The 19614-nt window shown below is 70.2% G+C and carries 17 protein-coding genes; 12 read left to right on the top strand and 5 right to left on the bottom strand.

Annotated features, from left to right (window positions below; all coding sequences use genetic code 11):
* Positions 1 to 80: 80 nt before the first annotated feature.
* On the top strand, positions 81 to 1406 hold the full coding sequence (locus EVS81_RS05880) for a ferric reductase-like transmembrane domain-containing protein (protein ID WP_130109567.1): 1326 nt from the start codon (positions 81 to 83) through the stop codon (positions 1404 to 1406).
* Here EVS81_RS05880 and EVS81_RS05875 read toward each other — a convergent pair.
* Positions 1403 to 2503: a Zn-dependent alcohol dehydrogenase gene (locus EVS81_RS05875; RefSeq protein ID WP_130109566.1), complete on the bottom strand. Its 1101-nt coding sequence runs from the start codon at positions 2501 to 2503 to the stop codon at positions 1403 to 1405. The genes EVS81_RS05880 and EVS81_RS05875 overlap by 4 nt on opposite strands.
* Positions 2504 to 2785: 282 nt before the next feature.
* Between EVS81_RS05875 and EVS81_RS05870 the strand changes: the two genes are divergently transcribed.
* Entirely contained in the window at positions 2786 to 4108 is a 1323-nt protein-coding gene (locus tag EVS81_RS05870) for an MFS transporter (RefSeq protein WP_130109565.1), read from the top strand.
* Positions 4109 to 4192: 84 nt separating this feature from the next.
* Here EVS81_RS05870 and EVS81_RS05865 read toward each other — a convergent pair whose 3' ends face one another.
* A complete protein-coding gene (locus tag EVS81_RS05865; RefSeq protein ID WP_130109564.1) occupies positions 4193 to 5095 on the bottom strand; it encodes an AraC family transcriptional regulator in 903 nt (300 codons plus the stop codon).
* 371 nt (positions 5096 to 5466) lie between these two features.
* Here EVS81_RS05865 and fdxA point away from each other — a divergent pair, with 371 nt between their 5' ends.
* From fdxA to EVS81_RS05845, 4 genes are read left to right on the top strand one after another with little or no spacing between them, the layout of a single operon-like run.
* On the top strand, positions 5467 to 5790 hold the full coding sequence (gene fdxA / locus EVS81_RS05860; RefSeq protein WP_130109563.1) for a ferredoxin: 324 nt from the start codon (positions 5467 to 5469) through the stop codon (positions 5788 to 5790).
* Positions 5787 to 7253 (top strand): FAD-dependent oxidoreductase, encoded by a 1467-nt coding sequence (locus EVS81_RS05855; RefSeq protein WP_130109562.1) that lies wholly within the window; start codon positions 5787 to 5789, stop codon positions 7251 to 7253. Before fdxA ends, EVS81_RS05855 begins: the two co-directional genes overlap by 4 nt.
* Positions 7250 to 7747 (top strand): flavin reductase family protein, encoded by a 498-nt coding sequence (locus EVS81_RS05850; RefSeq protein WP_130109561.1) that lies wholly within the window; start codon positions 7250 to 7252, stop codon positions 7745 to 7747. Before EVS81_RS05855 ends, EVS81_RS05850 begins: the two co-directional genes overlap by 4 nt.
* 47 nt (positions 7748 to 7794) lie before the next feature.
* Positions 7795 to 8397: a superoxide dismutase gene (locus EVS81_RS05845; protein WP_130109560.1), complete on the top strand. Its 603-nt coding sequence runs from the start codon at positions 7795 to 7797 to the stop codon at positions 8395 to 8397.
* Positions 8398 to 8580: 183 nt separating this feature from the next.
* On the opposite strand, the gene soxR is transcribed toward EVS81_RS05845, so the two are convergent.
* Positions 8581 to 9036 (bottom strand): redox-sensitive transcriptional activator SoxR, encoded by a 456-nt coding sequence (gene soxR, locus EVS81_RS05840; protein WP_130109559.1) that lies wholly within the window; start codon positions 9034 to 9036, stop codon positions 8581 to 8583.
* Positions 9037 to 9697: 661 nt separating this feature from the next.
* On the opposite strand from soxR, the gene EVS81_RS05835 reads away from it, so the two are divergent.
* On the top strand, positions 9698 to 12061 hold the full coding sequence (locus EVS81_RS05835) for a hypothetical protein (RefSeq protein WP_130109558.1): 2364 nt from the start codon (positions 9698 to 9700) through the stop codon (positions 12059 to 12061).
* 90 nt (positions 12062 to 12151) lie between these two features.
* Here the strand turns inward: EVS81_RS05835 and EVS81_RS05830 are convergent, their stop codons facing one another.
* Both EVS81_RS05830 and EVS81_RS05825 read right to left on the bottom strand, forming a co-directional pair.
* Positions 12152 to 13144 (bottom strand): VOC family protein, encoded by a 993-nt coding sequence (locus tag EVS81_RS05830; RefSeq protein ID WP_130109557.1) that lies wholly within the window; start codon positions 13142 to 13144, stop codon positions 12152 to 12154.
* 263 nt (positions 13145 to 13407) lie between these two features.
* Positions 13408 to 13803 (bottom strand): hypothetical protein, encoded by a 396-nt coding sequence (locus tag EVS81_RS05825; protein WP_130109556.1) that lies wholly within the window; start codon positions 13801 to 13803, stop codon positions 13408 to 13410.
* A gap of 512 nt (positions 13804 to 14315) precedes the next feature.
* Between EVS81_RS05825 and EVS81_RS05820 the strand changes: the two genes are divergently transcribed.
* From EVS81_RS05820 to EVS81_RS05800, 5 genes are all read left to right on the top strand, one after another.
* Positions 14316 to 15347: an ABC transporter substrate-binding protein gene (locus EVS81_RS05820; protein ID WP_130109555.1), complete on the top strand. Its 1032-nt coding sequence runs from the start codon at positions 14316 to 14318 to the stop codon at positions 15345 to 15347.
* A 36-nt stretch (positions 15348 to 15383) separates the two neighbouring features.
* Positions 15384 to 16190 carry an ABC transporter ATP-binding protein gene (locus EVS81_RS05815; RefSeq protein ID WP_130109554.1) on the top strand — a complete coding sequence of 269 codons (807 nt, stop codon included), beginning with the start codon at positions 15384 to 15386 and terminating at the stop codon, positions 16188 to 16190.
* Entirely contained in the window at positions 16187 to 17011 is an 825-nt protein-coding gene (locus EVS81_RS05810) for an ABC transporter permease (protein WP_130109553.1), read from the top strand. The genes EVS81_RS05815 and EVS81_RS05810 overlap by 4 nt, the downstream gene beginning before the upstream one ends.
* Before the next feature lie 108 nt (positions 17012 to 17119).
* On the top strand, positions 17120 to 18562 hold the full coding sequence (locus EVS81_RS05805; RefSeq protein WP_240739988.1) for an aldehyde dehydrogenase family protein: 1443 nt from the start codon (positions 17120 to 17122) through the stop codon (positions 18560 to 18562).
* Positions 18563 to 18603: 41 nt separating this feature from the next.
* Positions 18604 to 19614, top strand: coding sequence for a membrane dipeptidase (locus tag EVS81_RS05800; protein WP_130109551.1), 1011 nt, complete (start codon positions 18604 to 18606; stop codon positions 19612 to 19614).

Here is a 19614-nt window from a genome sequence, read left to right as displayed (position 1 = left end):
GCACGGGAGCCCGCGCCCCGGCCGCAACTGGCGACCTGGGTCGCTAGCCCGCGGGCGGCGGCGCTGCGAGTCTGGAGCGCATGGCCCCATCACCGTCGACCACCTCCGACGCACCGACGACGACGCCCGCGGGCCGGGCGACCGTCGGGCTCTACCCGGTGCTCATGGGCGCGGTGATCCTGCTGAACGCCCTGCTCTTCGCCGCCGGCTGGATCGCGGGGTGGTGGCAGCCGCACGCGCACAGCCTGCAGGTGATCGCGGCGGTCTCGCAGGTGAACCTGCTCTTCGCCATCCTCCCGCGTCAGCACTGGATGGTGAATCTCGTCTCCGCGCTGGCCACCCGCGCCCCCGTGTCGTGGCCGCACGCGCTGCGCCGCAGGCTGGCCCAGTACTACCAGGTGGGCGGACTGCACATCGGGGGCGCCGTCTCGGGCACCCTCTGGTACCTGCTCTACGCGCTGCTGCTGGCGCCCGCCTGGACGGACGGGGAGTTCGGGTACGACGACGTGTCGATGGGCCTCGCCGTGCTCGTGCTCGCCGTGCTCGTGACGATCTGCGTGCTCGCCTCGCCCTCCTTCCGCACCGAGCACCACGACGTGTTCGAGGCGTCGCACCGCTTCGGCACCTGGGCGGTGCTGCTGCTCGCCTGGGCGAACGCGCTGGTGCTGGCGCACTCTCAGACCCCGGTGCGGGGCTTCGGCGCGGCGCTCGCGACCTCGCCCGTCGTCTGGATGCTCGCCGTCTCCACAGGCCTCGCGGTCTGGCCGTGGCTGCTGCTGCGCAGAGTGGCGATCTCCGTCGAGACGCCGTCGACGCACGCCGCGATCGTGCGCCTCGACGATCGGCGCGTGCCGCCGGTCGGCACCACGCGTCCGATCAGCCGCCATCCGCTGTTCGGGTGGCACCCGTTCGCCTGCGTGCCCGCCGCCGAGGGCGAGTCGGGCTACCGCATGGTGGTCTCGCGAGCCGGCGGCTGGACCTCGGACTTCATCGACGACCCGCCGAGTCATGTCTGGGTGCGCGGGGTGCCCACCGCCGGGGTCGCCAACGCCAAACGCCTCTTCCGGCGCGTGCTCTACGTTGCGACCGGCAGCGGCGTCGGCCCGATCCTCGGGCACCTGCTGACCGACACGCAGGGCGCCCGTCTCGTCTGGGTGACGAAGGCGCCCCGCGCCACCTACGGCGACGACCTGGTCGACGAGATCGAGCGCGCCCAGCCGGAGGCCGTCATCTGGAACACCACCGAGCGCGGCAAGCCCGACGTGCTCGAAGTGGCCGAGCGGGCCTATCTCGCGACCGGCGCGGACGCGGTGATCTGCGTCGCCAACAAGCCGGTCACCGATCGGGTGGTCGGCGGGTTCGAGCGGCGCGGGATCCCGGCCTTCGGCCCGATCTGGGATTCCTAGTCGAAGACGATGATGCTCCGGGCGACCTTGCCGCCCTCCAGCTCCTCGTAGGCCTCGTTGATCCCGTCGAGCGAGATGTGGTTGTGGATGAGATCGTCGAGGTTGAGCCGGCCCTGCAGGTAGAGATCGGCGTAGACGGGAATGTCGCGCTTCGGGTTGGTCGACCCCATGAAGACGCCCTTCAGGCTCTTCTGCAGGGGGAAGAGATCGGGTGCGCCGTCCAGAGCGAGCTGCGCGCCGGGCTTCTGCAGGCCGATCGCGTACGCCGTGCCGCCGGGGCGGAGCACGTCGAGTGCGAGGCGCACGGTGGGCACGAGGCCGATCACCTCGAAGGAGTGGTCGACGCCCGCGGTCCCCGCGATCTCGGCCACCGCGGCGACGACGTCGTCGACGCTGCCCGAGTTGATGGTGTGCGTGGCTCCGAAGCGCCGGGCCAGCTCCAGCTTCTCGTCCTGCAGATCGATCGCGATGATGCGGCTCGCGCCGGCGATCCGCGCGCCCTGCACCACGTTCAGCCCGACGCCGCCCGCGCCGATGACGGCGACGGTGTCGCCCACGCGCACCTGCGCCGTGTTGATCGCGGCGCCCGCCCCGGTGATCACCCCGCATCCGAGCAGGCAGGCGCGGTCGAACGGGATCTCGTCGTTCACCTTCACCAGGTTGTTCTCGTGCACCAGCACCTGCTCGGCGAAGCCGGAGATGTCGACCACCTGCGCCAGTTCCTCGCCGTTGCGGCGGGTGATGCGGGGGCCCTGCTCGGGGGAGCGACGCACGTAGTCGGTGTTGGCGCAGCGGAAGGGCTCGCCGGCGATGCAGTCGCGGCAGCGTCCGCAGTGGCTCACGAGATATGCGACCACGTGGTCGCCGGGGGCGAGCTCGGTGACGTCGGGCCCGATCTCGGCGACCACACCCGAGATCTCGTGGCCGAGCACCGAGGGGAAGGGCATGCCGAGCCCCTCCAGCTGCACGTGCCGGTCGCTGTGGCAGAGGCCGCTCGCCCGGACGTCGACGCGCACCTCCCGGCCGAGCGGCGCGGCGAGCACCACGTCCTCGACGGTGAACGGCGCCCCCACGGAGTGCAACACTGCAGCTTTCACAACGAGTCCTTTCGACGAGCGGTTCGGCCGACGGCTCTGCGGTCGGCGGTGACGGCGGGCCGCGCCGTCCGGGCCGCGAGCGGTCCCGGCGCAGCCGCGCGCCTCCCAAGCTACTGAGCCGCCGACGCAAAACCGGCGTTCGTGCGCATCGCGTCCGGAATCGTGCCGCACCCCGTCCGGAATCGTCGCGAACCGCCCCGCGGCCGCCCAGTAGCGTTCTTGTTCGTCCACCCGCGATCGGCAGTTCGTGCTGCCGCCGACTCGATGAGGAGCCTCATCCGCATGACCGCCACCGCCACGACGTCTGCGAGCCAGACCGGGACCGCGCGCCCGCCCCAGGGCAGCCCGTATCAGAACGTGCTCCTCGCGATCCTGTTCTCGACGTTCGGCTTCGTGTTCTTCGACCGCCTCGCGCTCAACTTCCTGGCCCCGTACTGGATGCCCGAGCTGGGGGTCGACAATTCGGTGCTGGGGCTGCTCGGCGGCATCCCGGCTCTCACCTGGGCGATCTCCGGGCTGCTGCTCGGCGCCCTGTCGGAGCGCGTCGACCGGCGGAAGTCGCTCATCGTGATCTCGGTGATCGGGTTCTCGGTGTGCTCGGCGTTCTCGGGCCTGGTCGGCGGGCTGGCCTCGCTGCTGCTGCTGCGCGCGATCATGGGCATGTTCGAGGGCGGGGTGCTGCCGCTCTCGCAGACCCTCATGATGTTCTCCTCGAGCGAGCGCCGCCGCGGCTTCAACATGGGGCTGCTCGAGGGGTCGTCGGCGGGCCTGCTCGGCGGGATCGTCGGGCCGCTGCTCACGGTCTGGATGGCCGAGATGTGGGGCTGGCGCACCGCGTTCCTCTTCACCATCATCCCCGGCGCGATCCTCACGATCCTCATCCTCGTCTTCGTGAAGGAGCTGCGGCTCGGACGCCGCGGCGATGCGGCGCAGACGGAGATCGCCCCGCCCACGAGCGCCATTCCGCTCGATCAGCGCCCGGCGACCTTCGCCGGCGCGATCCGCGATCGCAACATCGTGCTGAGCATGCTCATCGCCGTGTTCTTCATCACCTGGTTCATCACGACCCAGACGTTCACGCCGACGTACCTGGCGCAGGAGCACCCGGACTGGTCGACCGCGCAGACCGCGTTCGCGCTGACCGGTATCGGCGTCGGCTGGGTGGTCTGGGGCGTGGTGGTTCCCATGCTCTCCGACCGAATCGGGCGCAAGCCCACGATCATCGTCTTCGCGGTGATCGCCGCGGCCGCGCCCGTCATCATCATGAACGCGACGACGCCGTGGATGTTCTTCGCGGGTGTCGCCGTGACCTACACGGGCATGGGCTGCTTCACCCTCTACATGGCGACGATCCCGGCCGAGACGGTGTCGCCCCGGATCATGGCCTCCTGCCTGGGCCTCATCATGGGCGTCGGCGAGATCGGCGGCGGGTTCATCGCGCCCTGGGTCGGCGGCATCATCGCCGACGCGCACGGGCTCGACACGACATTCTGGATGTGCACGGCCGCTGCCCTGGTGGTCGCGGTGCTGGCGCTCGGGCTGCGCGAGACCTCGCCCGCCGTGGCCCGGCGCCGCGGGCTGCCGGTGTCGGGGGAGAGCGCGTAGGCGGCGCGTTTCGGCGGCGCGGCGACCGGCGGCGCGTGCCGGCTGCGCGTGCCGGCTGCGCGTGCCGGCTGCGCGTGCCGGCGGTCAGCCCCGGTTGCGGAACTCGCTCGGCGATGCGCCGAAGCGCGCGCGGAACGCGCGGGCGAAGGCAGAGGCCGATCCGAATCCGCAGGCCGCGGCGACGTCGCTCATCGTGAAGTCGGCGCGCTCCCGCAGCACGAGCCGGGCGCGCTGCAAGCGCTCCTCCAGGATCGCGGCTCCCGGGCCGCGATCCTGATCCGAGAACCAGCGCCGCAGCTGCCGCTCGGAGACGTGCATCGCGGAGGCGAGCGCGGCGACCGAGAACGCCGGGTCGCCGAGGCCCGCGCGGATCAGGCCCAGCGCGCGCTCCCGGGCCAACTCGGTCTCCGATCCGCCCGCCATCACGCCGAGGGCGTGCCGCGCGAGGCGCTCGTGGGCGTCGTCACCGCTGCGCGGGTCGTGGAGCACGCGCAGCCCGTCGCGCGCGAGGCGCCTGCTCGCCTCGCTCGTGGTGCGGATCTCGGGCGACGGCGCGGTGCGGCGGCTCCAGGCCTCGGGCGCGAGCTGCGCATCGATGTCGACGATCAGCAGATCCATGTCGTGCTCGAAGCCCAGCAGATACGGGGTCATCGTGGTGTGCACGAAGCTGTCGCCGGCGCGCAGGGTGCGCAGGCCGCCCGCGTGGTAGAGGAACGCGGTGCCGCCGAGGAGCACGTTCACGAACACCGAGTGCTTCGGCACCGCGGCGATGCGCTGCACGCTGCGGTCGACCACGTGCTGACTGCCCTGAATGCGGGTGAGCACCGAGCCGTCGAGGGCGCGCTGCGTGGATCTGGCGTGGAACCGGTCGGGCGCCGGGCTCGAGCAGCGCAGTCCCACGAGCGCCCGCTGGTTCCAGTACTCCCAGTACTCGAGGCGCTCGGCGAGCGCCACGTCGTCCGTCGTCGCGGTGGAGGGCGGCTGCATCTCGCTCACCTCCGTGCGCGTGTCGATCCCGGGTGGCTCCCACCATGATGATGCCCCGAGAGCGCTCAGAACGCAATCGCCGGCGCGTGACGGCGTGACGGCCTGACGGCGCGTGACGGCGCGTGACGACGCGTGACGGCGCGTGACGACGCGTGACGACGCGTGACGACGCGTGGCGGCGCGTGACGACGCGTGGCGACGCGTGGCGGCGACCGCGGCGATCGCGGCGATCGGGAGCGGTAAGCCCGACTTGACCTCAACCTTGCTTGAGGTTCTAGGGTGGCAACCGTGAGCTCGACCGCCCAGATCCTTCCCGCCCCGACCCTTCCCGCCCAGACCCTTCCCGCCCGGGCCCCCGCCGGGGGTGCCGCATGACCTACGTCATCGCCCTGCCGTGCGTCGACCTGAAGGATCGCGCCTGCATCGACGAGTGCCCGGTGGACTGCATCTACGAGGGCGAGCGCATGCTCTACATCCACCCCGACGAGTGCGTGGACTGCGGCGCCTGCGAGCCGGTGTGCCCGGTCGAGGCGATCTACTACGAAGACGATCTGCCGGCGGAGTGGCAGGACTACTACACGGCCAACGTGGAGTTCTTCGAGGAGATCGGCGCCCCGGGCAGCGGCACGGCGCTCGGAGTCATTGCTCACGACCACCCGATCATCGCGGCGCTGCCGCCCCAGGAGACCGTATGATCCCCGAGACCGAGACCGAGACCGAGACCGAGACCGAAACCGAAACCGAAACCGAAACCGAAACCGAAACCGAGACCGAGACCGAGGCGTCCGTGCGGCCGCCGCGCAGCGTCGCGATCGTGGGCGCGGGCCCGGCCGGCGTGTACGCCGCAGACCTGCTGCTGGGGCGCGATCCCGATGCCCGGATCGACCTCTTCGAGAAGCTGCCCGCGCCCTACGGGCTGGTGCGCTACGGAGTCTCTCCCGACCACCCGAGGATCAAGAAGATCCAGGACGCCCTGCACCGGGTGCTCGAGCACCCGCGGATCCGCCTGCAGTGCAACGTCGAGATCGGCTCCGATGTCACCGTCGAGGAGCTTCGCGAGGCCTACGACGCCGTGGTGATCGCGACGGGCGCCGACCGCGACGCCGACCTCGACATTCCGGGCATCGGCCTGCCCGGGTCGTTCGGGGGCGCCGACTTCGTGGCCTGGTACGACGGGCACCCCGATGCGCCCGGGGAGTGGCCCCTGGAGGCGGAGTCGGTCGCCGTGATCGGCGCGGGCAACGTCGCGCTCGATGTGACGCGCATGATCGTCAAGCACGTCGAGCACCTCGACCGCACCGACATCCCCGACGGCGTCGAGCGGGGTCTGCGCCGGAATCCGGTCAGGGACGTGCACGTGTTCGTGCGGCGCGGGCCCGCCGACGTGCGGTTCTCGCCCATGGAGCTGCGCGAGCTGGGTGCCCAGCACGACGTCGACGTGATCGTCGACCCCGCAGAGCTGGTGCTCGACGAGCACGCCGAGCGCATGACGGCCCAGTTCGCGCAGCGGCGGCTCGTGGTGCAGACGCTCCGCGAGTGGGCGGCCGTCGATCCCGCGTCGCAGACGGCGTCGCGCCGGGTGCACCTGCACTTCTACCGGCAGCCGGCCCGGCTGCTCGGAGAGGCGCGGGTGACCGGGATCGAGCTCGAGCGCACCGCGGCGGATCCTCTGGGCCGCGTCGCGGGCACGGGCGTGCACGAGCGCACCGCGGTCGGCGCCGTCTACCGCACCATCGGCTACCGGTCCTCCCCGGTGCCCGGCGTGCCGTTCGACGAGCGCACCGGAACGATCCCCGAGCGCGACGGGCGCGTGCTCGGCGCCGACGGGCGCCCCGTGCCCGGGCTCTACACGACCGGATGGATCCGGCGCGGCCCGATCGGTCTGATCGGCTCGACCAAGTCGGATGCGGCGCAGACGGTGGGCTCGCTCATCGATGACCTCGCGGTCGCGTGCACCGAGCCGCGGGGCGACGCGAGCGGGCTGCGCGCACGCCTCTCCGCCGCCGTCGACTGGCAGGGCTGGCTGCGCATCGACGCGGCCGAGCGCGCGCTCGGCGCCGAGCGCGGCCGCGAGCGCACCAAGATCGTCGATCGAGCCCGGCTCCTCGACCACGCGAGCACCCCCGAGTACGCCGACGCAGGAGGAGATACCCGATGAGCGCCACCGCAACCGATCTCGCAACGGAGTTCAAGACCGCGTTCCGGGAGCATCCCGCCGGCATCGCGCTCATCACGGCCGCCGGCGACGAGGGGCCCGTCGGGCTCACGGCCTCCAGCGTCGCATCGGTCTCCGTCGATCCACCGGCGCTCGTGTTCTCGGTGACCCGGGCCACCGGCAGCGCCGGGCTGCTGCTCGCGGCCGATTCGCTCCTGGTCCACCTGCTCGACGCCCGGCACGCGGCGATCGCGCAGGAGTTCGCGGTGACGGGCGGGGAGCGCTTCACCGCCGAGCAGGGCTGGGAGACGCTGCCGACGGGCGAGCCGCACCTGGTCGGCGTGCGCGCGGCGCTGCGCTGCCGCGGCATCGAGACGGTGCCGGTCGGATCGTCGATGCTGGTGGTCGCCGAGGTGCTCGACGTGCGCGTCGGCGACCGCGCCGAGCCCATGATCTACGTCGATCGCACCTTCCGCCGCACCGGCGGCCCGCTCTGAGCCGACCCGGCGCAGCACCCGCTGCGCCGTCCCGAGAAAGGAACATCATGTCCACTTACACCCTCCCGGATCTGCCCTACGACTACTCGGCGCTCGCGCCGCACATCTCGGGGCGCATCATGGAACTGCACCACTCCAAGCACCATCAGGCCTATGTGACGGGCGCCAACACCGCGCTCGAACAGCTGCAGGAGGCCCGCGACACAGGCAACCTCGCCAATGTGAACAAGCTCGAGAAGGATCTCGCCTTCAACCTCGGCGGGCACATCAACCACAGCGTGTTCTGGCAGAATCTCTCGCCCGAGGGCGGCGGGGAGCCGGCCGGCGAGCTCGCAGCCGCTCTCGACGAGCACTTCGGATCGTTCGAGAAGTTCCAGAGCCACTTCGCGGCCACCGCGCTCGGCGTGCAGGGCTCGGGCTGGTCGGTGCTCGCCTGGGACGCGCTCGGGAAGCGGCCCGTCATCTTCCAGCTCTTCGACCAGCAGGGCAACGCGCCCCTCGGCGTCACGCCGCTGCTGCAGCTCGATGTCTGGGAGCACGCCTACTACCTCGACTACCAGAACGTGCGCGCCGACTACGTCGCGGCCTTCTGGAACATCGTGAACTGGGCCGATGTGCAGGAGCGCTTCGCGGCGGCGCGACAGGGCTGAGCGGCGCCCGGCGCCCGGGGGCCGCATCCGGAGCCCGCGCGGGCGTTCCCGCGCCCGCGTTCCCGCGCCCGCGTTCCCGCGCCCGCGTTCCCGCGCTCGCGTTCCCGCGCCCGCGTTCCCGCGCGGGCTCAGGCGGGGACGCGGGCGCCGGGTGCCGGGTGCCGGGCGGATCCCCGTGCGCACTCACACCGGGATGCGCCGGGCACCGCTGCCGGTGTCGCCCAGCTGATCGTCCGGGTTGAGCAGGCCGCAGGCCTTCATCGAGAGGCAGCCGCAGCCGATGCAGCCCGTGAGCTCCTTCTCGAGACGTTCGATGCCGAGGCGCCGCTGCTCGAGCGTCCTCTTCCAGCGGCGTGACGCCCGCTGCCAGTCCTCGTGCGACGGGGTGTCCGTCAGCGGCACGTCGGCGAAGGCCTCCTTGACGTCATCGAGCGGGATGCCGAGCCGCTTGGCCACCGAGATCAGTGCGACGCGGCGCAGCATGTGCCTGGGGTACCGGCGCTGATTGCCGTCCGTGCGGTGGGAGGCGATCAGGCCGAGGCGCTCGTAGTAGTGCAGCGCCGACACGGCGACGCCGGTGCGGCGGCTCATCTCGCCGACGCCGAGCAGCTCGTCGGGGGTGTGCGCCTGCGTGCTCATCGGCCGCCTCCCCTCGCTGAACCTCAAGCGTGCTTCGGGTTTCAGTGTACCTCCGCCCCGCCCCGCCCCCGTCCGCCGCCCCGCCCGGTCCGCCGCCCCCGCCCCCTTCTTCGGGCGTCAGTAGTTGTTGCCAAATCGCCCGCGAGGTGACGAGTTGTGGCGCGCGTAGCGGCCGCCCCCGTACGCCGCCCCCGCCCCGTCCCCGTCCCGTCCCCGTCCGCCGCCCCGCCCCGTACGCCGCCCCCGCCCCCTTCTTCGGGCGTCAGTAGTTGTTGCCAAATCGCGCGTGAGGTGACGTGTTGTGGCGCGCGTAGCGGCCGCCGTCGTTGGGGCGTCAGTAGTTGTTGCCAAATCGCGTGCGAGGTGACGAGTTGTGGCGCCCGAAGCGGCCGCCGTCATTCGGGCGTCAGTAGTTGTTGCCAAATCGCGCGCGAGGTGACGAGTTGTGGCGCGCGAAGTGCGTGAGACGCCCGAGGCGGCGCGGAGACGGGTTCCGTGCGCCGAAACCGCAGAAGAACCGGTTCGCGCGCCCCTCTGGTCGAGACCCGCGACCGCGTGGTATACCTGCACCATACGGTGCGCTCCAGCGAGTTCCCGGCGCCGGCGCGCGACGTCAGCGGGCGATGATGCCCGGCAGCGGTCGTGAGAGTGGGCGGGCGATATGCACATCAGTGATCCTGCGGATCCGGTCGAGGCCTCGGGCGCCCCGAGCGGAGTACTCGAGGTGCGCGTGCACGGCGTCAACCGGCAGAACGACTACTCGTCGCTCGGCAGAGGCGAGCGGCTGGCCTCGCCGCTGTCCTCTCCGACCGACACCTTCGTGGTGCCGCGGATTCCGGCGAGCACGACACTGTGGTTGTTCAACTGGTCGCGGGCGAACCGGGGCCTCACCGGCCCGCTCTGGTATGCCGCACTGCCCTTCACCTTCTTGAATGTCGCCGCCGAGACCGGCTGGGGGAGACCCGCTCGGGGCGCGGCAGGCAGCGGATCGGATGAGGATCGCGCCCAGGATCGCGCCCAGGATCAGGCCCGGGATCGCGCCCAGGATCGCGCCCAGGATCAGGCCCGGGATCCCGCCCGGGATCCCGCCCAGGATCAAGCCCCGGCCCCCGCACAGCCTCAAGCACAGCCTCAAGCACAACCTCAAGCCCAGCCTCAAGCCCAGCCTCAAGCCCAGCCTCGCGCCCGGGACCGCACCGTCATCGCCGTCGTCGCCATCCAGGGCGTGCTTGTCACGTGCACCGCGCTGCTGTGGCTGGTCGCGATCTTCGAGACGATCGTCGGGCACATCGCGCTCGAGGGCGCGGATCCGGAACGCATGGCCGATCTCACCGTCGGCACGGCCGCGCTGATCCTCGCCGGCACGATCATCGTGCGGCGACTCGGGGTGAGAGGCGCCGGGGCGCACCGCGGCATCGGCACCTTCGCGCCGGTCTGGCTCAGCGCCCTCCACGTGGGCGCGATCCTCGGCCTGGCGGCGTGGCTGCGGTTCGCGCGGCCCGGTCAGGCGCTCGAGGGCGATTCGACTTGGGGTCGGTTTCTCGCCGGGCGCGGGCCCATCGCCTACTGGAGCGAGCACGGCCCCTGCGCAGGGCTGGAGCCCCGGGCGTGCGTATCGGGGGAGGCGTACTGGGCGACGCTGACCGAGCACCCCGATGTGCTGTCGACCGGGCTGGTGCTGGGGGTGATCGCGAGCGCAGTGCTGAGCGGGGTGCTGCTGATCCGCAGCGCGGTGCTCGCGCGCTCCCAAGCGGCGCGAGGTACCAGGGCGCCGGCGAGCGCGGCCGGGGCGAGCATCCTGGTCACGGGCAGCTGGCTCCTGCTCTCGGCGTACGGGGCCGCACTCCGCATGGGGATCGAGTGGATCTTCCTCGCGTTGGAGCCGTTCCTCGCGCGCATCCCCTGGTTCCACCCCCTCGCGCCGCAACCGCATCTCGTGGTGTCCTCCTACGACCTCAATCTGTGGTCGTTCTCGCTGGCCAATCTGATGCCGGCAGTCGCGGTGGGCGGGGTGCTGCTCTTCGCGCTGGTGCTCCTGGTGCTCGGCGCCGGGCGCGGCCCGGCCGGCGAGCTGAGCGCCGCGCGGCCGCAGGTGCGCACGGTCGCCTGGCGCGCATTCCGCTACCTGCACGTCGTGATCACTCGCCTGCCCGACCGGCTCGGGGTGATGGTCGTGGTCACCGCGGTGCTCTGGTTGGCCGCGATCGCGGGCTTGTGGATCGTGGACCGCACCCTCGACGACGTCGAGTTCGACTTGGGAGGCGACGTGCCCCGGGTCGTCGACGCATCGGCGTGGGACAACCGGGTGGCCACTTGGATGCTGGGCACTTCGTTGGTCCTCGGCATCTTCGCGATCGTCTTCGCGGTGTTCTTCGGGCGCATCCGCGTGGTGCGCGAGTTTCTCGACTCGGTCGCCGACGTGCTCGGGTTCTTCCCGATCCGATGGCATCCGCTCTCGGGACTGAGCTATCGGGACATCGTGCTTCCCGAGCTGGAGCGGACGCTCGGACGGTGGCACGGGCCGATCGTCTACTCGGGGCACTCGCAGGGTTCGGTGATCGGTTTCTGGCTGCTGCGGCACGTGAGCTCGTTCGGCGGTCGGGTGCGCTTCGTCACGAGCGGATCGCCGCTGCTGACGCTCTACTCGACCTTCTTCCCGCGCTGCTTCAGCGAGGGGGAGGGCCGAGCGGTGCTCGCGAGCGCGCACAGCTGGGTCAACGTCTGGCGACTGACCGACCCGATCGGCAGCCCGCTGTGGCCCGGCATCCGAGCGACCGGCGGTGGGGGCGCGATCCGGCGCATCGAGAACCTCGACGCGGTCGACCCGATCTCACCCGGTCGTCCGGTCAGGTGGCATCTCGACTACTGGACGGATCCCGTGCTCACCGCGAGAATTCGCGCGCTGTCAGACGCTGCTGGTGCTGCTGGTGCTGCCGACGCTGCTGGTGCTGCTGGTGCTGCTGGTGCTGCTGACGCTGCTGGTGCTGCCGGTGCTGCCGGTGCTGCCGATGCTGCCGGCGCGTGACGGCTCGGGTATCGGGATCCGCACCGGGATCAGCATCGGGATCCGCGCCGGGATCCGCGCCGCCGCACCGCCGCACCGCCGCGCCGCCGCTCAGGCGCCGGCGCCGCCGATGGCGATCCGCACGAGGTTCCCCCACGGATCCTCGACCGAGAGACCCGAGTCGGAGCGCTCGGAGTCGTGTCCGGCGGCGTCGAGCCGATCGGCGATCTCGTCGACGGTGCCGTCGTCGGGGATCGTGATGGTGAGCGAGCCGAGGCCCGTGGCGTTCGTGCGGGTGCCGGCGCCGGCGCTCTGCCACGTGTTCGTGGCGAGGTGGTGATGGTAGCCGCCCGCCGCGTAGAACAGGGCGCCGTCGGTCTGTGACGTGACCGCGAATCCCAGCGCATCGGCGTAGAAGGCCCGGGCCTCGTCGAGGTCGCCGACCTTCAGGTGCACGTGCCCCATGGTCGCGGCGTCGGGATCCACCGACTCGGCCCCGAGGTGCTCCTGGATGAAGGCGGCCGGATCGAGTTGCGCCGAGCCCATCTGCACCTCGCCGTCTGACCAGCGCCACTCGCTGCGGGGGCGGTCGATGTAGAGCTCGAGGCCGTTGCCCTCGGGGTCGAGGAAGTAGAAGGCCTGGCTCACCGCGTGGTCGGCGGAGCCCTGGAACGAGTCCGGTGCGACGGACGCGAGGGTGACGAGCGTGCTCGCGAGCGAGGCCGCGTCGGGGTAGAGGATCGCCGAGTGGTACAGGCCGGCCTCGGCCAGGGTCGATCCCGATTCGCCTCCCGCGCCCGAGGTCACCCGGAGGAGCGGCTCGTCGAGTCCGAGCACCACCTCGTTCTGCGTCTCGCTCAGCACGGTCAGGCCGACCGCGTCCTCGTAGTAGGCTCGCACCTTCGGCAGGTCGTGCGCGCTGAGCTCCACCACGCCCATGGCGGTGTCGTCGGGCAGGGCCGAAGAGGGCGCGACGTTCGTCGCGCTCGATCGCGAGGAGACGACGACTCCCCAGACGATGGCGCCGATGCCCGCGGCCACCACCGCCGCGACGGAGACGAGCACGAGGATCCGGGAACGGGGCGTCGATGAAGTTGCGGCCATATGATCACCGAACGCGGTGGCGAGCGGCGGCATTCCTGGGAGTTCCCGGGTTCCACATTGCGGGTTCCGCTTCGCGGATTCCTCTTCCCGGGATCTTCTTCGCGGCATCCTGACCCGCGGCATCCTGACCCGCGGCATCCTGAACCGCGGGATCTGCGAACCCCGGGATCTGCGAACCGCGGGATCCCGAACCGCGGATTCTGCGAACCGCGGATTCTGCGAACCCCGGGACCTGCGAACCGCGGGATCCCGGTGATGCGGGATCAGGCGACGACCAGCGGCAGCAGCGAGAGGAGCACGCTCGCCGCGCCCACGGCGGTGAGCGCGAGCCCGGCGACGTAGATCGCGTGCAGCAGCGGGCGTCGCGGCTCCGCACGCATCCGATGCGGATGGTGCTCGCTGATGAAGGCGTCGACGGTCTCGCGCCCGCGCCACCGCGCGGTCTCGTCGGCGGTCAGCAGCCGCTCGCGGAAGTCGTCGGCGGCGTACCAGCGCGCGCGGATCCGCGTCCCCTCCGGCACCAGCACGACCTCCACGGGAAGCCAGCGGCCATCGCCGGCGCGCACGAGCAGTGCGATCAGCAGCGCGGGGAGGCCGAGGCCCAGCCCGAACCACGAGAGCACCTCGCCGATGGTGCCGAGCGCGTCGATCGCATTCACCGGGGCTCCCGTCTCCTCCTGCGGCGCGCGGTCGGCTCGCCTGCGCACCACCTGCTCGCAGTGCTGCTCGCAGGACCACCCGGCTCGCCCGCCTGCTCGCACCGGCTGGGCGCAGGCCTCCCGGCTGGCGCAAGCGCGCACCGGCGGCGCTCCCTGTTTCGATCGTAGTGGGCGATCGCCGCTGTCTGAAAGGCCGCCGCAGATGCGCAAGACGGTCCCGCGCCGCCGCGCCGCAATATCCCGAGCGGATGCGGTTCGCGATGCGGGTGTTTCTCCACGGGTGGCCGCCGCCGCCCGCGCCCGAGCGCCGCCCGCGCCGCCCGCGCCGCCGCCCGCCCGCGCCCAAGCGCCGCGCCGCCTGCGCCCAAGCGCCGCCGCGCCGCCCAAGCACCTGCACCACGGATGTAAACCTTTTCTTTCAAGAATAACCCGGGGTTGACGGCCGAGAGCAGCCCAAGGTAGCCTATGTACACGTTTACATTCTCTTTCCGCATCACACAAAGGAGTACGACATGCAGGAACGGAAGATCACGAGAAGGGGTCGGCTCGCGGGCGCGGCATTGGCGGCGGCCTCGATGCTGCTCCTGTCCGCATGCGGCACGGGGTCGGGGCCCGACGCACCCGAGGCGGAGGGCGCCGACGAGCTCGCGCTGTCGCTCGACTGGAGCACCTACGTCGCGTATCACGCCCCGTTCGCCGTCGCTCAGGAGAACGGGATCTACGAGAAGTACGGGCTGAGTGTCACCGAGACCTTGCCCGGTGGGTCAGGGGACGCCGTGCTCGAGGTGGGCACCGGCCAGACCGACCTCGCCTGGGCAGACCTGTCCACGGCCGCAGCGTCGATGCTCCAGGATGTACCGGTGACTGCGGTGGCCAAGATCCAGCAGCGCAACGCGAGCGGCCTCACCGTGCTCGAGGGCACGAAGCTCGAGTCGGCGGAAGACGTCGTCGGCATGCGCATCGGATCGACCCCGGGGGGCTCCGATTCGACCCTCGTCGGTGCATTCCTGCAGGCGAACGGCATCGCTGAAGACGAGGTGCAGATCGTGAATCTGCCGGCCAATGGCAAGTTCGCGGCGCTGATGACGGGAGACGTCGATGCGATCAGCGGCCAGGTCTACTTCTACGTGAGCAGTGCTCGCGACGAGGGTGCTGAGGCGCACGGCCTGTCCTACAGCGACATGGGCCTGGACGTGCTCGATCACGGTTTCGTCGCGAGCGATGCGTTCATCGAGAGCAGCCCTCAGGCGATCGAGCGCTTTCTCCGCGCGTATCGTGAGGGGCTCGCCGAAACGATCGCAGATCCGGCCGCCGCCTGCGAAGTGCTCGCCGCGAAGTCCGACGGGGCGGTGCTGCAGGATTCCTGCGAAGCGCAGCTCGATCTCTGGTTGCCTCTGGTGACCCCGGTCGACGACGCCGAGTGGGGCCTCAACAGCGAAGACGATTGGCAGGCGACCGTGGGCGCGCTCGTCGAGTTCAGCGATGCCCGGGGAGACCGGGATCCGGCGTCCATGTTCACGAACGATTTCGTTCCGGCGGACTAGCCGTTGGCAGATTCAGGACGGAGTGCGGCAACCCTCATGCAACCGATCGAGATCACCTGCGAGAACGTCACGAAGCGGTACCCGGGCAGAAGGTCGAGCGTGACGGCGCTCGACGACGTATCCATGCGCGTGGCGCCCGGAGAGTTCGTCTCGCTGCTCGGGCCGAGCGGCTGCGGCAAGACGACACTGCTGCGCCTCATCGGAGGGCTGGAGGCGGCGACAGACGGAGAGCTCCGGATCGACGGCAGGCCCGTCGAGCAGCCTCACCCCGAGCTCGGCATCGTCTTCCAGGCCGACCTGCTCATGCCGTGGCGCACGGTGCTCGACAATGTGCTGCTCCAGGCCGACGTGCGCAGGCGGCGCAGCCCCGAGATGATCGAGCGGGCGAAGCAACTCCTGGCCCAAGTCGGTCTCGACGGGTTCTTGGACAGCTATCCGCACCAACTCTCCGGTGGAATGAAACAGCGTGTCGGGATCTGCCGCGGGTTGCTCCACCGTCCCCGGCTGCTGCTGATGGACGAACCGTTCGCCGCGCTCGATGCGATGACGAGGGATCAACTGTCGCTGGATCTCTCCCGGCTCGCCACCGAGAGCGGCACCACCATTCTCTTCGTCACGCACTCCATTCCCGAGGCGGTGTTCCTCTCGGACCGGATCTACGTGATGAGTGCGCGACCGGGAAGGATCGCTGCGGAGCTCTCCGTCGACCTGCCGAAGCCGAGGCGGCTCGCGCATCGGCAGGGGCAGGAGTTCACGCGACGGGTGGCGGAGGTTACCGGGATCTTCAAGGAGCTCGGGGTCTTCGCCGCAGACGACTACGACGAGGAAGGGGTGAGCGCATGAACGCCTCGCCTGAGCACACGGTGAGCATCTCCGTCCGCCGTTCGGGAGGCGGCGCGACGCGGAGTCTGCGCACGCTCGCGAAACGAGTGCCGTGGGTCGCTCCGCTCGTCACACTGCTCATCCTTGTGATCCTCTGGGAGATCTGGGTGAGGTTCTCCGACGTGCCGCAGTTTCTGCTGCCGGCCCCATCGGCGATCTGGGATGCGCTCGTCGACAACTTCGGGCTCCTCATGCGGCACGCCGGGGTCACCCTGCTCGAGACCTTGATCGGCTTCGCGCTGAGCGCCGTCTTCGGGGTGCTCTTCGCCGTGGTGATCGTGATGTGGCCGCTCCTCGGGGCGGCGATCTTCCCGCTCCTGGTGGCTTCGCAGGTCATTCCGAAGGTGGCGATCGCGCCCCTCATGGTGGTGTGGATCGGCACCGGAGTGACGACGGCCTCGCTGATCGCGTTCGTCATGGGCTTCTTCCCCGTAGTGGTGAATGCGACCCTCGGGATGACATCGGTGCAGCCGGCCTCGATCGATCTCATGCGTTCGATGGGGTCGAGCAGGTGGCAGCTCTTCCGCTATCTCCGGTTCCCCAATGCGCTGCCCCACATCATGAGCGGCCTGCAGCTCGCGGTCGCATTCGCGATCGTCGGCGCGATCGTCGGCGAGTTCGTCGGGAGCGACTCGGGGCTCGGGTACTTGCTGATCGTGACGCAGGGCAACCTGAGGACCGACCTCCTCTTCGCAGACCTCGTGGTCCTCACCGCGATCGGGCTGATCCTCTACTACGGAGTCGAGCTGGTCGGCAAGGTGCTGCTGCGCAACCGCAACTGAGGGCCCGCTGCCCTCGCACGATGAAGACGGAACAGTGGAGGTAATGGAAACGTGAATGGAATGAGTGCGACGGTCGCCGATTCGGCACTGTGCAGGAGCTTCGGGTCCGTGATCGACGGCGCAATCCGGAGTGGCTCAGAGTGCGCAGCACTCGTCGACCCGGCGACCGGTGCGGAGTGGGGGAGTGTCGACTGGGATGCGTCGTTCGTGGACGACGCGGTCGAGACGGCGGAGCGGGGCGCGGGCATCTGGGGCCGGAAGACGGCCCTGGAGCGGGCCGACGTGCTCGATCGGATCGGGCGCGCGATCGAAGCGCACGGTGACGAGCTCGCGATCTATGAGACGCTGGCGAACGGAAAACCGCTGCGATTCACCCGCGCAGAGGTCGCGGCGAGCGCGCGGTGGTGGCAGTACTACGCCGCCCTGCTGCGTACGCTGCGGGAGCACACGATCCCGCTGTCCTCCACGAAGGATGCCGATGTGAGGCACGAGCCCGTGGGCGTCGCGGTGCTGATCACGCCGTTCAACGGCGCCCTGTCCCTGGGGACATGGAAGCTCGCTCCCGCCCTCGCAGCGGGAAACTCCGTGATCATTAAGCCTCCGCTGAACTCCCCGGCTTCGAGCGTGGTGCTCCACCGCATCGCCGCAGAGGCGGGGGTCCCTCGAGAAGCGCTCCAGATCGTGCAGGGGCCTGCCGAGGTCGGTGCGCGACTGGTCGCGCACAGGGGCGTCGACATGGTGTCGTTCACGGGGAGTACCGAAGCTGCGAAGCAGGTGGGCGGAATCGTCTCAGGCCGTCTTGCGAGGTTCGTCGCAGAGGCCGGGGGCAAGTCGGCCCACATCGTCTTCGACGATGCCGACATCGATCAGGCGGTCACCGCCGTCGTGCAGGGCGTCTTCTCGGGCAGCGGGCAGACGTGCGTTGCGGGATCGCGAGTCCTCGTGCAGCGAGGCGTCGCCGACGCATTCATGAAGCGCCTGCGGGATCGCGTGTCGCGGCTGGTCGTCGGCGATCCGGCCTCAGACGCCACCCACCTCGGGCCGATCGCCAGTAGGGCGCAGTACGACAGGATCGTCGCGTTGATCGATCAGGCAGAGGCCGACGGCGCCGAACGGCTCATCGGCGGGTCTGCCCCGCCCGAGGTCGCCCCCGGATTCTCGGATGGGTTCTGGGTGGCGCCGACGGTGCTCCGGGTTGCGGATCGCCAGACGGCGATCTGTCGCACCGAGGTGTTCGGCCCGGTGATGGTGGTGCTCGAGTTCGAGACCGAAGAGGAAGCCGTCGAAGTGGCGAACGATTCCGATTTCGGTCTCGCGGCGGGGTTCTGGACCGGCTCGATCGGCCGGGTGCAGCGCGTCTCGCGGCAGCTCGAGGCCGGAACGGTCTGGGTCAACACCTATCGCGGCATGGACTGGCAGACCCCCTTCGGCGGGGTCAAGCAATCCGGCATCGGGAGCGAGAACGGCATCGAAGGGCTCAGAGAGTTTCAGCAGGTCAAAGCGGTCGTGCAGGAGTGCGGAATCACGCCGGACCCGTTCGGGCTCGTGTGAGCACCGGCCGCATCAGCAACGAGAAGGAAGTAGAAGGCGGAATGAACACTGTGGAACAGCAGGATGCGATCGTGGTGGATTGCCTCCAGTACAGCAAACCGACGCGCGAGCGATTCCTCGAATGGAAGAACGGAGACGTCGGATGCGTGCACGTCACCCTGTCCGTGTGGGAGACCGCGCGAGAGACGCTCTCGGTCATCGGCCGGTGGAACGACCTGTTCGCCGAGAACTCCGATCTCGTCGCGCTCGCCCGCACCACCGCGGACATCCATGAGATCGTGCGGTCCGGGAGGACCGCGGTGATCTTCGGGTTCCAGAACACGACGGCATTCGACGACGACATCCGTCTTGTCAAGGTGTTCTCCGACCTGGGGGTGCGCATCGCGCAGCTGACGTACAACACCCAGAACAGCATCGCGGCGGGGTGCTGGGAAGATGACGATTCGGGGCTGTCGACGCACGTCGGCCGCCAGTTCGTGCGCGAGTTCAACGAGGTCGGCATGCTCATCGACCTCTCTCACTGCTCCGAGAAGACCAGTCTGCAGACCATCGACTTCAGCAGCGATCCCGTGGCCGTCACTCATGCCAATCCCCTCGAGTTCGTCGGTCGCGACGTCGAGCTCAACCGGCGGCCGAAGTCGTCGGAGGTGCTGCGTGCGCTCGCCGCTCGCGGAGGGGTGGTCGGGCTGAGCCCGTATGTTCGCATGCTGAAGAACGGACTCAAGACCACCGAACGGGAGTTCGTGGAGATGATCAGTTGGACGGTTGACCTCGTGGGCGTCGACCACGTCGCGATCGGCACTGATTTCTATACGGGGTACGGCGTCGAAGCGGTGAAGTGGTGGCGCATGGGGCGCTGGGGGCGCGAGAGCCCCGTGCCGATCGACGAGCAGGCGCCCGTGGTCGAGTGGCCGGCGTGGTTCCAGTCTCCGACCGCCTTTCCGTCGCTGATCGTCGCGATGCAGCAGGCGGGATTCAGCCGTACCGAACTCGACAAGATCCTGGGCGGCAACTGGCTGCGCCTCTTCGCCGAGGTCTTCGACGGAGAATGA

It is taken from the genome of Leucobacter triazinivorans, from assembly GCF_004208635.1.
In the GTDB taxonomy this organism is placed as follows: Bacteria; Actinomycetota; Actinomycetes; order Actinomycetales; family Microbacteriaceae; genus Leucobacter; species Leucobacter triazinivorans.
This window is presented reverse-complemented; position numbering and strand designations above follow the sequence as displayed.